The organism is Dyadobacter subterraneus, from assembly GCF_015221875.1.
In the GTDB taxonomy this organism is placed as follows: Bacteria; Bacteroidota; Bacteroidia; order Cytophagales; family Spirosomataceae; genus Dyadobacter; species Dyadobacter subterraneus.
The window spans coordinates 4,809,368-4,824,280 of the sequence record NZ_JACYGY010000001.1 but is presented as its reverse complement, the minus strand read 5'-3'; the positions used below and the strand labels follow the sequence as shown (position 1 = coordinate 4,824,280).

The following is a 14,913-nucleotide window of genomic DNA, read 5'->3' as shown; positions in this document are numbered from 1 at the left end:
ATTGTAACCACAGGGTTAGTTATTCTTTCTATGTAATTAATGAACAAAGCAATGCTGGGTATTTCTGATGCATTATATGTTTATTATGATTAACTAAAATCACCACTTGAAAGTAATATATTTGAAATAGATTGTACCGCTCTTCTCTTTACATAGGTTTTCGCCTCGTATATTTTTAATATTGTGCTGGTTGCTGCGTTCTGCATTAAGTCCTGTTAGCGGAATCAGCAACCGGAACGCTGATTTTACTATTGCCCGGTATATTGAGAAGCATATGTCAGAAAAGTTACCATCCCAAAAAAAGACCAAAAACGAAGAAAGACCTGTACCTATCGTAGCGATTGGCGCCTCGGCAGGTGGATTAGACGCTATTTCACAAATCCTTGAAAATCTGTCACCAACGACAGGAATGGCTTACGTTTATATACAACATTTGTCGCCGGCCTATGAAAGCCATTTAAAAGATATTCTTTCCAGGCTGACAAAAATGTCGGTGCACGAGGCAAGTCATCAGATGAAAATCCAGGCCAACCATGTCTATATAATTCCTCCGGATAATGATATGGAAATTATGGATGGTGCATTGACTTTAATTCAGCGAAAACCCCGGCCTTTTGTGCATCTTCCTGTTGACAAATTTTTTATTTCCCTGGCTGAAAAACAAAGAGACGGGGCAATCGGTATTATTTTGTCCGGGATGGCAAATGATGGAACACTAGGTCTGAAAGCTATAAAAGTTGCTGGTGGGATCACACTGGCTCAGGATGAAAGTGCCAAATATCAGAGTATGCCAAAATCTGCTATCGAAGAAGGTGTTGTGGATCTGGTACTTTCGCCCCTGGAAATAGCCAGGGAATTAGAAAGGCTGAGCGGACAGACTACTGTTTTTAAGCTAACAGCGACTCAGGAAGAGGATCTTGAAGAAGAATCTAATGATGAAGATTTAAAAAAGATACTTCAATACGTAAAACGTGCGGTTGGTGTCGACTTTGATCATTATAAAATGTCGACAATCCGGAGAAGGATTGTGAGAAGGATGCTTCTTTACAAACTTGAAACGCTGAATGATTATGCTGTTTATTTGAAACAACATCCTAATGAAGCCAGCACGCTTTACAACGACTTGCTGATTAACGTAACCAATTTTTTCAGGGATACCGAGACAATGGATTATCTCAAAAAGAAATTATTTCCGCAGATCATTAAAAATAAATCGACCGGCGATACGATACGAATCTGGATTCCCGCCTGTTCAACAGGTCAGGAAGCGTATTCGCTTGCGATGATATTGCTGGAATTGCTGGGAGAAAGCACCGGCATATCCATACAAATATTTGCGAGTGATTTGAGTGAGCCTGCCATCACGCGGGCAAGGCATGGATTATATTCCACAAGTGAAGTCATCGATGTTTCTGCAACGAGGCTCTCACGGTTTTTTATCAAAAAAGATGATCAGTATCTGGTAAAAAAATCCATCCGGGATTTATGTGTTTTTGCTCCTCATAATGTTTTAAGAGATCCGCCATTTTCCCGTCTGGATTTGATCAGCTGCCGGAATCTGCTGATTTATCTGGACACCGTTTTTCAGCAAAAAGTGATGGGAACCTTTCATTACGCCCTGAATCCCGAAGGTTTTTTACTTTTAGGAAATTCGGAAGCGGTAGGAAGCGCAGTTTCCCTTTTTTCACAAATTGATAAAAAGCAGAAAGTATTTATTCGTAAAAGCAGAGATGCCAGTAAGGCCACTTTCGATATGAATTTGCGGTGGCGTGTTGCAGCGCGCCTGGGACATACGGGAAGTACAAATATTCAGTCAAAAATAAATGAAATACCTGCACCAGTCCGTGATTTGGATAAGGAGGTGGATGCCTTGTTGCTGAAAAAATATGTTCCTGCCAGCATAGTGGTAGATCAGGACTTGGAAATCCTGCAATTCCGAGGATCTACCGGACTTTTTCTTGAACATTCCCCGGGTAAGGCCAGCTTCAATTTGCTAAAAATGGCACGTCCGTCATTAGTTTTTGAATTAAGGAATACAATTCATAAGAGTAAGAAATCAGGAGAGATATCCCGGAAAACCGGATTGGAAATGACTGTAAACGACAGGATTTATTATGTCGAAATTGAAGTTGTTCCCATCAGAAATACCTCTGATCAGTCGCTGTTTCTTGTGTTATTTGAAGAAGTAATGCCTGGTGTATTGTTAGAAGACAGGGTCGCTAATTTCAGGGATGATCGTATCAAACAGCTGGAAATGGAATTATCGTCACTGCGTAAGGATATGCATTCGATTATCGAAGAGCAGGAAAAAAGCAATGAAGAACTGCAATCTGCAAATGAAGAGATCGTCAGCAGCAATGAAGAATTGCAAAGTATCAATGAAGAACTGGAAACCAGCAAGGAAGAAATCGAGTCGACCAACGAAGAATTACTGACCATAAATCAGGAACTGTTAACGCGCAACGACCAGCTAACCGAAGCTTATGGATATGCAGAGGCTATATTCAGCACGATTGGAGAAGCAACTTTGGTATTGGACAAAGAGCTTAGAGTCAGGAGCGCGAACAAAGCTTTTTACAAAATTTTCCATGTTCAGGAAGAACATATTGAAGGGCGCATGTTTTATGAACTTGATAAGCGCCAGTGGGATATTGCCCAATTACGCCAGCTTTTGGAAGAAGTTATCACAAATAATGCCCATATAAAATCATACGAAGTTTGCCTTCATTTCCAGGGAATCGGCGAAAAAACGATGTTGCTTCATGCGCGAAAAGTGGTTCAGCATGAAAGGAAAGAAGCGATTTTACTTGTCATTGAAGATATTACTGAGCACCGCCGTGTGCAGCGCATGCTTGAAGAACGCCAGGCATGGTTTCACAATATGATTGATCATGCACCGGCTTTGGTTTGGGTAACCGGGCAGGATAGCCGTATCAATTTTTTAAATAAAGCTTTACTGGAATTTACAGGTCATGACGCCGGTAATTCAGATTATGATTTTACAAGTTATATTCATGAAGACGATCGTGAGCAATATTTGTCGGCGTGTACCAAAAATTTTCTTGACAAACAAATATTTAGTATTGAATATCGTCTGAGGCGCAATGACGGAGAATACCGGTGGGTTATTGAAACCGCGAAACCTATGTTTGCCCCGGATGGAAAGTTCACTGGCTATATTGGGAACGGAACAGAGATTCACCTTCAGAAAACACTTTCAGAACAATTAAATCTTCATGTGCAGCAGCGCACACAGGAATTAAGAGAAGCCAATGCTGAACTTGAAACCTCCAATACAGAACTCAAAAAGACGGCTGACAGGCTGCTAAGTGTTTTGAACGGTGTACCGGCCGCTATTACTTTAATGGAAGTGATTAAGGACGAAAAAACGGGAGAGGCGGTCGATTTTACCATTTCTGTATACAATCATCATGTATTGGAACTTACCGGTTACAACGAAGGCAATATTCATGAAAACTCGTTAATTGAGAAAAAACCAAAATTAAAGGGCCCGGAGCTTCTGGATTTATATTTTAAGGTATTAAAAACAGGTGAAGCGATATATAAAGAAATTCCGGATTTATTCCCCGGCGATAACAGCTGCCACGCATTTTTTATAACCCGTCAAATTGATAAAAATGGTGTTGTTGTAACAATTCTAGATATCTCTGAACGCAAAAATGCGGACAAGAAATTAATGAAAAGCCTGGAAAGTTTACAGGCAGTACTAGACTGTTCCCCGGGATCTATTAGCTATTTGAAACCTGTTTATGACAAAAATAACGAGGTTGAGGATTTTATACTTGTTGTAAGCAATCAGAAATTCGCGATTGAAATTCACAAACCGCTTAGCGATCTGGTGGATACCCGTGCGACAGAATTGTATCCCACAGATGCTATTGAAAAGATGAAACAGGTGCTTGCCACCGGTGAGCATTTGTATGAAGAAATTTATTTCCCCGAGGAGAAAAAATGGTCAGGTATATCCATCATCCGGCACGACCGCGGTGTCGTTATTGCCGGGCTGAATATTACCTCATTAAAAGAAGCAGAACAGCAGCAAATCAAATGGGTGCAGGAGCTGGACGAGTCAAATGAAATGATCCAGTCTCTTGAGAAAATGCGGCAGTATGTTAGCCACCGGGGTGAATTTTTACGCGCCACTTCCCATGATTTACGTGCCAGCTTTGGTATTATCATGGGTGCAACAGCGCTTTTAAATTTGATGGATACCGAAGAGCAGCGTGCCCGGTCGCTTGAAATGATACAGCGAAATCTCCGGCAGGTTACCTATATGATGAATCAGCTTCTTGATTATTCCCGTCTGGAAGCGGGGCAGGAAAGACTTGAAATTTCTACTTTTGATGTTTCGGATGTACTGAACGAGCTTTGTGAGAGCATGATTCCGATGGCAAAGGACAAAAACTTGTGGTTAAAAATTAATGGCAATGATCAGTTGGTTATAGACGGAGATTTGGTTAAAATCAGAAGAATTGTCCAAAACCTGGTTTTAAATGCAATAAAATATACCAAAAATGGTGGTGTTACTGTCAAATGGGGAAAATTGGAGCACATTGAAAATTTAGGTGTTTTTTCTGAAATTAAGTGGTTTATAGATGTTGAAGACACCGGCTCAGGTATGCCCACTTCACTTTTAAACAAGCTGACAGAAACTTCGGAAGAGATAAAACAGGTGATGGGTCAAAGTTCCGCTTCAACGACTGGTGAAGGAATCGGGCTGTTCATCGTAAAACGTTTGTGTGAATTATTAGGTGCTAAATTCTCCATTGAAAGTCACGAGGGCGAAGGAACTTTGTTCAGGATTCTTCTGCCGGCCATATACAGAAATGAAAAGAATTAAAATATTTTTGATTGCCAACTGTCATTTTTTTTGTTGAAATATACCGTACTGCAAAATTTTTAAAAACCTGACTAATGATAAGGAAGTGACCATATAGAAATGGAATGGTTTTTGTCATACAAGGCTTGATTAATTGATTTTCAATTTTATTATGCCTTTTGTTATGAAAAATAATGATGGAAAAGAATCCATAATCTCTGCAAAAACTGCTTTGTTGGTAACACTTGGTGCAGGATTATTTGCATTGGCAAAAACGATTTATAAAGAAATAAATAAGTTTGATCTTAAAGATAAGGTCGTGATCATTACCGGCGGATCCCGTGGTTTAGGACTCGCAATCGCAAGGGAACTTGCTTCAAAAGGAGCCAAGCTGGCACTTTGTGCACGTACAGCCAGTCAGCTTGAAAATGCACGACTTGAACTCGAAGAATTAGGAGCCGAAGTAATCACCATTCGCATGGATGTGAGTAATCAGACCGAGGTGCAGAGAATGATCAAGGCAGTATATGAACATTACGGACAGCTGGATGTTTTGATCAATAATGCTGGCATTATCATGGTTGGCCCTGAAAATGTGATGGAAATTCAGGATTATAAAAAAGTGATGGATACCAATTTGTGGTCGGCATTGTACACAATCAAGGCGTCACTACCGATTTTTTTACAAAAAGGAGAAGGCCGGATTGTTAACATTGCGTCCATTGGCGGAAAAGTAGCGGTGCCGCATTTATTGCCATATAGTGTCAGCAAATTTGCATTGGTTGGCCTTTCTGAGGGACTTAATGCAGAATTGAAAAAGGACAATATTCATGTAACCACGGTCATTCCTAATTTGATGCAAACAGGAAGTCCTAGAAATGTAACTGTCAAAGGTGATCATGAATCTGAGTATGCCTGGTTCAAACTTGCCGATTCATCTTCACTGCTTTCCCAGAAGGCAGAAAGTGCTGCAAAGGAAATTGTAAAAGCTTTGGAGCAAGGCGAAAATGAGCTGATTTTGACCCAAATGGGAAAAGTGGCTGTTGCACTTCAAGGGATTTTGCCGGGCAGTATCAATGCATTGTCTCAGGTTGCCAATCATTTTCTGCCCAAAGGAAATAATCGTCAGGAGAAAAAAGGATTTGAAAGTGAATCTGAATTATCCAACGGAGCTGCGGCCGCAAATACAGATAAAGCTGCGGTTGAATTCAATGAAATTTAATAATATTTTGGCTTTTCAAAGATATGGAAACCTGGAAATCCTATTTTTGAAAAGCCATTTTGTGCCCTTTATAAATCATGGACGCTTATAAAACTCTGATATGCATCTTCGGCTGGGTAATAGTAAAAACCAATCAGGAATCGGCTGTTTTCCTGGATTGTATTCAAAGCAATATTTCTGTTATTTGCCTTCCAGACTGATTTTTCGATTATTTCTTTTAGGTTCAAATCTACTTTTTCATTGAATCCACTGATTACGTTTACAGATTTTATTTTTATATCACTTGTATAAATAAGCTCATAGAGTGCAAAATTTTTATTCAGACTTGCGCCTCTGAATTTTTCTAATTCGTTAGAAAAATTTTTGATTTCTGTTTGGTAAGCAATATCTCCTGAATATTTTACTTTTCTTGTTTTCAAAATATTCAGCATCGCTAATTCTCTGATTTCTGCTGCTAACCTCCTTTTATCCTGATTTAAATAAACTAATCCTGGGCAGTAACCGATTGTATATGTTCCTTGATATGTATCTTTTGCGTAAATGATCAGATCCGTATTTTCAGAAATGAGAATAGCACAGGAACTTCCTCTTTTACCATCACTCCGGCCCTGCACATATAGTGATTTTACTTTCATCCCCTTATAAAGATCGTAAATCAGAATATCAGCTTTGTAGAGTTCCTCTTCACTTTTATTCTTGTAAACTTTTACAATTCTAGCTTTGGCTACAAAGTCGGACTGTGTATACTTTTCAGTAAATTTCTGCGGCATACAAACGCAGGCCAAAGAATCAGTAATGGAAAGCAAAATGAGGAAAACACTTATTACAAGTTTCATTGCTGGTAGAGAGTTGGAATAACAATTCTTTTTGTAAATATATAATTTAATTATATATTGAAACGAAAACTTGCGAAAATAATTTCCTGATTTTCTCATTTAAATTTACTGGCACGATAATTGCGTTTGTCAATGTTGTAATTCTCTTTAAGTAAAAAATAAGAATATGAAAATGCAATGGATTGTTAACACACTGGGTATAATGCTTATATCCTTATCGTTGTCCGCACAGGTGGTTTCAAAAGATTCCCTTAATACGTTACAACAACAAAAGGAATCGCTTGAAATAAGTAAAAAATTGAATGATAGGAAAATTGAATTAGCCAAACTTGAAAATCAATTGGCTGATAAAACCAACGAAGTAGCGAAAACAGCTGAACAAGCTCAGAAATCCGCGGATGAAAACGGCAAGCAGGCTGCGAACCTTGCCAATAATGCACAAGATAGAAAGCTGGCAAAAAGAGCACGTCAGAGCGCTAATTCAGCTGAAAAAGATGCTAAGCGTGCCCGGAAGGCAGCTGATAATCTTGAAAGTCTGAAAAAAGATATTGAATCTTTAAGAAGTAAGATTGCTGACGATGAAGCCAAATTGTCATCCAGCAATTAATTAAGTGCTTGCATAACATTTAATGATTTAAATATTGAAACGGTCCGGAGAAATCCGGACTTTTTTTGTGTAAATTTTGGAAAGAATAAACCTTCAAAGTTATGATTTCTTACCATGATCGCATAAAAGACGAGAAGTTTCGCGTGGCTCTGGCAATGGTTGATGCAGGAGAAGTGGAAAAATTGGAAAAGTTTTTACTGCAAAATCCAGCCATTATAAATCAGCGTATTGATTTTGAAGAGACAGGCTATTTCAGTAATCCAGGACTTCTGGAATTTACAGCGGAAAATCCGATTCGTCATGGAAAATTGCCGGGAAACATTATTGAGATCGTGAAAGTAATTCTGGAAGCCGGAGCAAAAGAAAATCCAGCGCAGATCAGTTATACGCTTGGTCTGGTGAGTTCCGGAAATGTGGCCCGTGAGTGCGGCGTTCAGGTTCCGCTTATTGATTTGCTGTGTGAATATGGAGCAAATCCTGATCAGGCAATGCTATCGGCATTGGCCCATGCTGAATTTGATGCAGTGGAAGCTTTGCTTAAAAACGGAGCGAAAGTAAATCTGGCCGTTGCAGCGGCGACCAACAAGATGGGTGACTTTGAAAAGTTGTTACCGGAATCCAATCCGTTGGAACGACATCAGGCTGTTGCGCTGGCCGCACAGCACGGAAGATTTGAAATTTTAGAGATTTTACTTGAAAAAGGTGAAAGGCCTGATCGTTTTAATCCGGCAGGTGTTCACAGCCATTCCACCCCCTTGCATCAGGCGGTATTAACCGGAAATCTGGAAATTGTAAAATTACTGGTAGGCGCAGGAGCAAGGCTGGATTTGAAGGATAAAATTTATCAAGGTACTCCGCTTGACTGGGCGGTCTATGCAAAACTTGATGATATCGAAAATTATCTTCGCTTGGAAGAAAATATTTGATGTCATCGGCCGGGTATAAATTTTACTCCCTGATCTTACATTAATAGAATCCGGATTTCCGGTTTTAAAAAAATGTATCAACCAAAACCGTCGGCCTCAAATATGAAAATCGTAAATTATACTTTTCTGCTTCTGTTGCTTTCCACGTTCACTTTTGCTCAATCAGGAAAGGTGCTGGACAATTTATCGGTGCCCAGCAAACTCCTGAAATCAGAAAGAAAATTTGCCATTTACCTGCCTCCGGACTACGCCACTTCCGAAAGAAGTTATCCGGTACTATATCTGCTTCATGGCGCCGGTGACAATCATACCGGCTGGGTGCAGTTTGGTGAGGTTTTGAATATTACCGACAAAGCAATTCGTGATGGTCTGGCAACGCCCATGATCATTGTTATGCCGGATGCGGATACCGGAAGACGGGGATATTTCAACGACATAAAAGGCGACTGGGCTTATGAGGATTTTTTCTTTCAGGAACTGATGCCTTTCGTTGAAAAGAAATATAGGATAAAAACTGAAAAGCGTTTCCGTGCTGTTGCAGGTTTGTCAATGGGCGGCGGAGGCAGTTTTATGTACGCACTTCATCATCCGGAATTATTTTCATCTGCGTGCCCGCTAAGTGCTTATACTGGTCCGCTTACGCTGGAAGATGCCAGGAAAAACATCCAGAAAACTAACCCGAATATTCAGGATTCTACCATTCAAAATTATTACAACCGTCATAACGCGCTGGCTTTAATAGACAAAATCCCGGATGCTCAAAAGAAAGCCGTACGCTGGTATATTGATTGCGGTGACGATGATTTCTTGTTTGAAGGTAACAGTCTTGCACATATCGCTTTAAGAAAAAAGGAAATTCCTCATGAATTTCGTATCCGCGATGGAGCGCACAACTGGACCTACTGGCGCGACTCACTCCCAAGCGTACTGGAATTTGTCTCCCAGGGTTTTCATCAATATTAAACATCACCCTGAAATTACTTATTTCATGAGTCAAGATATTCTGCCGGGCATCAAACAATTTGACCTGACTGGTAAAAGTGCTATTATCACCGGCGGTTCACGTGGACTTGGTTTTGCTATGGCGGCCGGACTTGCCTCTGCCGGAGCTGACCTGATGCTTGTCAACAGAAATACGGAAGAAGGAAAAAACGCCGCAAAACAATTGGAAGCAGACTTTGGAACAAAAGTAATTTCTTTCACCGCCGATATTACCGTTGAGGCAGAAGCGCAAGAGATGGCCGAAGCGGCATTTAATACTTTTGGAAAAATTGATATTCTGATCAATAGCGCCGGGATAAATATTCGCGGCGCCATTGATGAATTATCTTATGAAGATTTTACCAAAGTGATGAACGTCAATGTAAACGGAACCTGGCTAAGTTCCCGCGCGGTGACGCCGTTTATGAAAAAAAATAAAAGTGGACGGATCATCAATCTGGCCAGCACCTTAGGATTAATAGGTTTAGCAAACAGAACGCCATATACCGCCAGCAAAGGTGCTGTTGTAAACATGACCAGAGCCCTGGCCATTGAACTTGCACCTTTTAATATTATGGTTAATGCCATTTGTCCCGGCCCGTTTCTCACTGCGATGAACATTCCCATCAGAGACAGTGAAGATGCCCGGAATATTGTTCTGGGTGCCACGGCATTAGGCCGCTGGGCAGAACTGCGTGAAATACAAGGTGCTGCAATTTTCCTTGCCAGTGAGGCTTCCAGTTATATGGTGGGTTCCATATTAACTGTGGATGGCGGCTGGACTGCGAAATAATTTTATCAGGAATTTAGGTCCTTACTTTTACCCTAATAATTTCTTTCTTCAATTTTACCTTCCTATTGCCACAAACAAAACAAAGAAAACGTATTGATTTCTGAGGGTTGTTACCATGCAATTATTTGATTTCTTCTGAATCGGGAATAATTCTTTTATCATACTAAATTTTGAATAATAAATTCAAATAATACTTATTTGATACAATTGCCGTTCTAAAACTTTCTTTATTTGGTAAATGTATAGTTTGTCCAAATTTTAAAAGTTTAATTCTGTATCGCAGTTTTTTATTTTTGTGTGAATTGTATATTTAAATGTAGTGCCTGACATTAATCATCGGCTTTTTTACGAAGATCTTGCAGGATTACTGGTTGCATCTTTAATAACGTTATGGAAAATATAGAAAAAGACGACGTCTTTCGGGAACAGATTTCCGAAGTTTCCGACTTTAAGTTTGGGAGTAAAGTGGTGAAAGTTTTCGATGATATGGTGAACCGCTCGGTGCCGCATTATGGGGAAATTCAAAGAATGATCGCCGAACTTGCCGCAGATCATGCTCAAAAAGGAACATTGGTTTATGATCTGGGCTGCTCTACCGGCACCACAATGATCGGGCTGAATACACTTGTTCCCGAAGATATTTCTTTTGTGGGAATTGATGAGTCCGACGAGATGCTTGTAAAATGTGATGCCAAACTCCGTGAATCCGATTTTACGCGTTCATACGAATTACGCGCCGCAGATCTGCATGGTGAACTATTTATTGAAAATGCCTCGGTAGTAATTCTTTGCCTTACGCTGCAATTTCTGCGTCCAATTCACAGAAAACGTTGTCTGGAAAACATTTATAAAGGTTTAAACCCCGGCGGAACGTTGATTCTGGTCGAAAAAATCCTGGCAGAAGACAGTTTGTTCAATCGTGATTTTATCAAATACTATTACGATTACAAACGTCGCAACAATTATAGTGATCTTGAAATTTCACAGAAAAGGGAAGCGCTGGAAAATGTTTTAATTCCTTACAAGCTTTCAGAAAACACTTTTTTGCTGGAAGATGTGGGTTTTGCGCATTGCGAAACATTTTTCAAATGGTACAATTTTGCCGGAATCATAGCTCATAAAAAATGATCACAATAGGAAACTTCTTTTTCAGGTTCAGAAACGTTTTGTTTATTTTTCTTTATCTGCTGCTGTTTTTGCCATCGCCGGATATTTTTACAAAAGCCCGTTTTGGAGAAAATTATTACATTTGGCCCATCGTTATCGGGCTATTAATTACTGTTTTAGGAGAAGCGATCCGTGGCGCGACAATCGGTCTGGCCTATATTATTCGTGGGGGAAAAGATAAAAAAGTCCATGCGGAAAATTTGGTTACCGAGGGTATTTTCAAACATTGCCGTAATCCGCTATACGTTGGAAATATTTTAATGCTTCTTGGCGTTGGTATTCTTTCCAATTCCTGGATTTATCTGGGTATTGTATTTCCAATATTTCTCTTCATTTATCAATCCATTGTGATGGCTGAGGAAAATTTCCTGCAAAATAAATTCGGTTTTGATTTTGCAAATTATTGCCAGCGCGTAAACCGTTGGGTTATCAATTTTAAAGGTATTGAATCCACATTTTCTGAAATGAAATTCAATTACAAACGTTGGCTTTTGAAAGAATATAATACGCTGTTTATCTGGCTTGTCGGTATTGCCGCGATTATATTATTTGAATATGAACATCTCGTTCCTGATCCTGACATTCGGATTGGTGTGTTTTTATCCATTCTCGTTGCGTTAGGAATCGTATATGGTTATGTTCGGTATTTGAAAAAATCCGGAAAAATGACGGATCAGATAAATTAAGAAAACGCACTTTTAGTCAGAAGGCCCGGACCTCATTTAGCGGTCGGGCCTTTTCCATTGTTAGGGAAATGAAAGTTGGCCGGCTCTGCTTTTTAACAATTTTACAAGCTTCCTAAAATTTCAAAAATATTGTTTATCCCAAAAACAGGTTATTTTTGCCAGAATCAACTAACAAAAAGCAAAACATACATGAAGCTTTTGCTCATTGAAGATGAACCCAGCGTAATATCACTGATCCAAAGAAGTTTGTCCACCGCGGGCCATGAAATAACCATAGCCATGGATGGGAAATCTGGTTTGGAAATGGCACTTCAACACCAGTTCGATCTGATTATCCTTGACCTGATGCTTCCGGTAATGAACGGAATGGAAGTTTGCAGAAACCTGAGAAATTCAGGTTCCGCTACACCGGTTTTGATGCTGACCGCCTTAGGAACAACAGAAAATATCGTTTCCGGATTGGACGCCGGAGCAGATGATTACATGACCAAACCCTTCAAACTGGCAGAACTGGAAGCCCGTATCCGAACTTTGACAAGACGGGGAAAGGAGCCCGAAAAAGAAAAAAGTACCGATCTCCTTAAAATGGGCGATCTGGTTTTGGATAAAATCACAAAAACAATTACCCGAAATAATCAACCCATCACAGTCACTGCAACGGAATTCCGTCTGCTCGAATTTCTTCTATCCAACCAGAACAGGGTTCTGAACCGCATGGAAATTCTGGAAAATGTTTGGGATATAAATTTTAATCTCGGTACGAATGTCGTTGACGTTTACATCAATTATCTGCGTAAAAAAATTGATAAAAACAGCTCTGTAAAACTGATTCATACCGTTTTTGGAATGGGATATGTGATGCGCCAGACTTATGAAGATCCAAAATAGAATTGTACTTATTTTCACAGTGCTGACGGCAGGAATCATTTTGTCGCTGAGCATTTTTCTGTACATTTTCACGTCAGGAAGTATAGCAGCAAGTTTTTATCATCGGCTGGAAGTCCGGGCAAAAATTGTGGGACACGCAGCGCTTCAAAAGGATAAATCCCAGACTTCAATTTATTACGATATCAAGGAAAAACATTTGGGTGATTTGCCTGATGAACAGCATTGGATAATCTGGAAAAACGACACAAAAAAGGCTGATAGTTTAAAAAAGAAACTCCCGTTACCCCAGACTTTTTACGACGAAATAATCAGGAAACAACCCGCCCGGTTTTCCAAAAATGATACTTCCTATGTTGGAATGAATATTATTGAGTCGGGTGAAAATATTATTGTTCTTTCTTCCGCTGTGGACCTTTATGGACTGGAAGAAATGGAAAATCTGAAAAGTCTTCTGGTCACCGGTTTTCTGATTTCATTATTGTTTGTCATCACTTTTGGTAAATTATTTTCAATCCAGATTTTTAGCCCGATCCGTCGGATTATCCGGAATGTGAAGGGAATCAGCGCGCACAATCTTAATCAACGGCTTTCTGTGGATTCCAATAAGGATGAAATTTCGGATCTGGCGACTACATTCAACGATATGCTCGATAGGCTGGAAATCACTTTTGATATCCAGAATAATTTTGTCAGCAACGCTTCCCATGAGTTTAAAACGCCTCTGACCATTATCAGTGGAGAGTCTCAAATAAATCTTTCCGATTCCGGCCTTTCAGAACAAGTCAGAGAATCTTTCCGGACTATTTTTCGTGAAGCTGAAAAAATGGAGCATCTGACCAACAGTATGTTAAGTCTGGCCCAGACTGGTTTTGATGGAAAAAAAGAGAAATGGGAAGCGCTTCGTATTGATGAGCTCATGTTTTCAGTTAAAGAAACTTCTGACAAGATTATGCCCGGAAATGCTGTTGAAATTAATTTTGACGAGTTGCCTGAAAACGAGCAAAAACTGGTAATTAACGGAAATGAAACTTTGCTAAAAGCCGCATTTTCCAATATTGTATTGAATAGCTGCAAATATTCTGATAATAAGCCTGTGCTTATTAAAATTAAAGCAGATGAAAACCATGTAATTGTTGAAATTACGGATCAGGGAATCGGTATTCCTGACAGGGAAATGAGTCAGATTTTTGTTCCTTTTTTTAGAGCTTCTAACACAGGAAAGTACAAGGGATATGGCATTGGGCTTCCTCTGGCCAATAACATTATAAAACTGCATCAGGGTAATATTGTAGTTGATAGTAAAGTGGGAGTCGGAACACGATTTATCATTTATCTACCCACGGAAGTATAGATTTCCTCATCCCGTTTTAATATTCTTACCAAATTTTAATAATTCTCACACCGGATTATAATCTCGTTTTTAACCCGTGCTAATCCGCCGGTTGTAACATTGTATCATCCAATGAATGATCAAATACCTTGTGTTACAAAACGATAGGATTATGAAAACGATAATTATTGTGAGTGATTTCAGTTTGGAATCTTTTCAGGTTGCTGAAAAAATTGTAAACAATTCCTCAGAACCTGTCAGCATTCTTTTTACCCATCTTTTCCATATAGCAGATGATATTCAGGATCTGCTTTTTTCAAATTATCGTAAAAAGGAACATGAGTTTGTTTCGGAAGCGTTTCAGCGGGATTGTGAGTTGCTGAAATCTGATTTTCCCGATATCCTTAAAAGTGTTAAGGTAGAATTTTTTTACGGTAGCAGGCTTGCCCTTTTCAAAAATTTCCTGGATTACAATCAGGCAGATTACATTGCCTATTCTGAAAGCTACGGCACACCGAAATTGGGAAAAAGCAGTATTGATGCCCTGCCTGTTATCCGAAAAGCCGGCATTCCACTCATCAATACGGATGAAATCCTTTCGCCAGTATTTACTGATGTTGAAAATGTCAGATAGTCA

At 39.6% G+C, this 14,913-nt stretch carries 12 protein-coding genes; 11 read left to right on the top strand and 1 reads right to left on the bottom strand.

Going from position 1 to position 14,913, the window contains the following annotated elements; all coding sequences use genetic code 11:
- The first annotated feature begins 274 nt into the window (after positions 1 to 274).
- Both IEE83_RS20135 and IEE83_RS20130 read left to right on the top strand, forming a co-directional pair.
- Positions 275 to 4,861 (top strand): chemotaxis protein CheB, encoded by a 4,587-nt coding sequence (locus tag IEE83_RS20135; protein ID WP_194122301.1) that lies wholly within the window; start codon positions 275 to 277, stop codon positions 4,859 to 4,861.
- Between the two features lie 163 nt (positions 4,862 to 5,024).
- Complete coding sequence (locus tag IEE83_RS20130) at positions 5,025 to 6,062, top strand: SDR family NAD(P)-dependent oxidoreductase (RefSeq protein WP_194122300.1); 1,038 nt, start codon at positions 5,025 to 5,027, stop codon at positions 6,060 to 6,062.
- A gap of 68 nt (positions 6,063 to 6,130) precedes the next feature.
- On the opposite strand, the gene IEE83_RS20125 is transcribed toward IEE83_RS20130, so the two are convergent.
- Positions 6,131 to 6,898, bottom strand: a complete 768-nt coding sequence (locus tag IEE83_RS20125) for a hypothetical protein (protein WP_194122299.1) — start codon at positions 6,896 to 6,898, stop codon at positions 6,131 to 6,133.
- Between the two features lie 166 nt (positions 6,899 to 7,064).
- Between IEE83_RS20125 and IEE83_RS20120 the strand changes: the two genes are divergently transcribed.
- From IEE83_RS20120 to IEE83_RS20080, 9 genes are all read left to right on the top strand, one after another.
- Positions 7,065 to 7,505, top strand: a complete 441-nt coding sequence (locus IEE83_RS20120) for a hypothetical protein (RefSeq protein WP_194122298.1) — start codon at positions 7,065 to 7,067, stop codon at positions 7,503 to 7,505.
- A 101-nt stretch (positions 7,506 to 7,606) separates the two neighbouring features.
- On the top strand, positions 7,607 to 8,431 hold the full coding sequence (locus IEE83_RS20115; RefSeq protein WP_194122297.1) for an ankyrin repeat domain-containing protein: 825 nt from the start codon (positions 7,607 to 7,609) through the stop codon (positions 8,429 to 8,431).
- A 102-nt stretch (positions 8,432 to 8,533) separates the two neighbouring features.
- Positions 8,534 to 9,394, top strand: coding sequence for an alpha/beta hydrolase (locus IEE83_RS20110; RefSeq protein ID WP_194122296.1), 861 nt, complete (start codon positions 8,534 to 8,536; stop codon positions 9,392 to 9,394).
- A gap of 25 nt (positions 9,395 to 9,419) precedes the next feature.
- Positions 9,420 to 10,205: an SDR family NAD(P)-dependent oxidoreductase gene (locus tag IEE83_RS20105; RefSeq protein WP_194122295.1), complete on the top strand. Its 786-nt coding sequence runs from the start codon at positions 9,420 to 9,422 to the stop codon at positions 10,203 to 10,205.
- A gap of 390 nt (positions 10,206 to 10,595) precedes the next feature.
- Entirely contained in the window at positions 10,596 to 11,333 is a 738-nt protein-coding gene (gene cmoA, locus IEE83_RS20100; protein WP_194122294.1) for a carboxy-S-adenosyl-L-methionine synthase CmoA, read from the top strand.
- A complete protein-coding gene (locus tag IEE83_RS20095; RefSeq protein ID WP_194122293.1) occupies positions 11,330 to 12,058 on the top strand; it encodes a methyltransferase family protein in 729 nt (242 codons plus the stop codon). Before cmoA ends, IEE83_RS20095 begins: the two co-directional genes overlap by 4 nt.
- A 189-nt stretch (positions 12,059 to 12,247) precedes the next feature.
- Positions 12,248 to 12,946 carry a response regulator transcription factor gene (locus IEE83_RS20090; protein WP_194122292.1) on the top strand — a complete coding sequence of 233 codons (699 nt, stop codon included), beginning with the start codon at positions 12,248 to 12,250 and terminating at the stop codon, positions 12,944 to 12,946.
- Positions 12,930 to 14,297, top strand: a complete 1,368-nt coding sequence (locus IEE83_RS20085) for a sensor histidine kinase (protein WP_194122291.1) — start codon at positions 12,930 to 12,932, stop codon at positions 14,295 to 14,297. Before IEE83_RS20090 ends, IEE83_RS20085 begins: the two co-directional genes overlap by 17 nt.
- 151 nt (positions 14,298 to 14,448) lie before the next feature.
- On the top strand, positions 14,449 to 14,910 hold the full coding sequence (locus IEE83_RS20080) for a hypothetical protein (protein ID WP_194122290.1): 462 nt from the start codon (positions 14,449 to 14,451) through the stop codon (positions 14,908 to 14,910).
- Positions 14,911 to 14,913 lie beyond the last annotated feature (3 nt).

Coding starts and splice junctions, on each gene's coding strand:
- IEE83_RS20135 (WP_194122301.1), top strand. CDS start 275: ATGTCAGAAAAGTTACCATCCCAAAAAAAGACCAAAAACGAAGAAAGA.
- IEE83_RS20115 (WP_194122297.1), top strand. CDS start 7,607: ATGATTTCTTACCATGATCGCATAAAAGACGAGAAGTTTCGCGTGGCT.
- IEE83_RS20080 (WP_194122290.1), top strand. CDS start 14,449: ATGAAAACGATAATTATTGTGAGTGATTTCAGTTTGGAATCTTTTCAG.
- cmoA (WP_194122294.1), top strand. CDS start 10,596: ATGGAAAATATAGAAAAAGACGACGTCTTTCGGGAACAGATTTCCGAA.
- IEE83_RS20130 (WP_194122300.1), top strand. CDS start 5,025: ATGAAAAATAATGATGGAAAAGAATCCATAATCTCTGCAAAAACTGCT.
- IEE83_RS20085 (WP_194122291.1), top strand. CDS start 12,930: ATGAAGATCCAAAATAGAATTGTACTTATTTTCACAGTGCTGACGGCA.
- IEE83_RS20105 (WP_194122295.1), top strand. CDS start 9,420: ATGAGTCAAGATATTCTGCCGGGCATCAAACAATTTGACCTGACTGGT.
- IEE83_RS20125 (WP_194122299.1), bottom strand. CDS start 6,898: ATGAAACTTGTAATAAGTGTTTTCCTCATTTTGCTTTCCATTACTGAT.
- IEE83_RS20095 (WP_194122293.1), top strand. CDS start 11,330: ATGATCACAATAGGAAACTTCTTTTTCAGGTTCAGAAACGTTTTGTTT.
- IEE83_RS20120 (WP_194122298.1), top strand. CDS start 7,065: ATGAAAATGCAATGGATTGTTAACACACTGGGTATAATGCTTATATCC.
- IEE83_RS20090 (WP_194122292.1), top strand. CDS start 12,248: ATGAAGCTTTTGCTCATTGAAGATGAACCCAGCGTAATATCACTGATC.
- IEE83_RS20110 (WP_194122296.1), top strand. CDS start 8,534: ATGAAAATCGTAAATTATACTTTTCTGCTTCTGTTGCTTTCCACGTTC.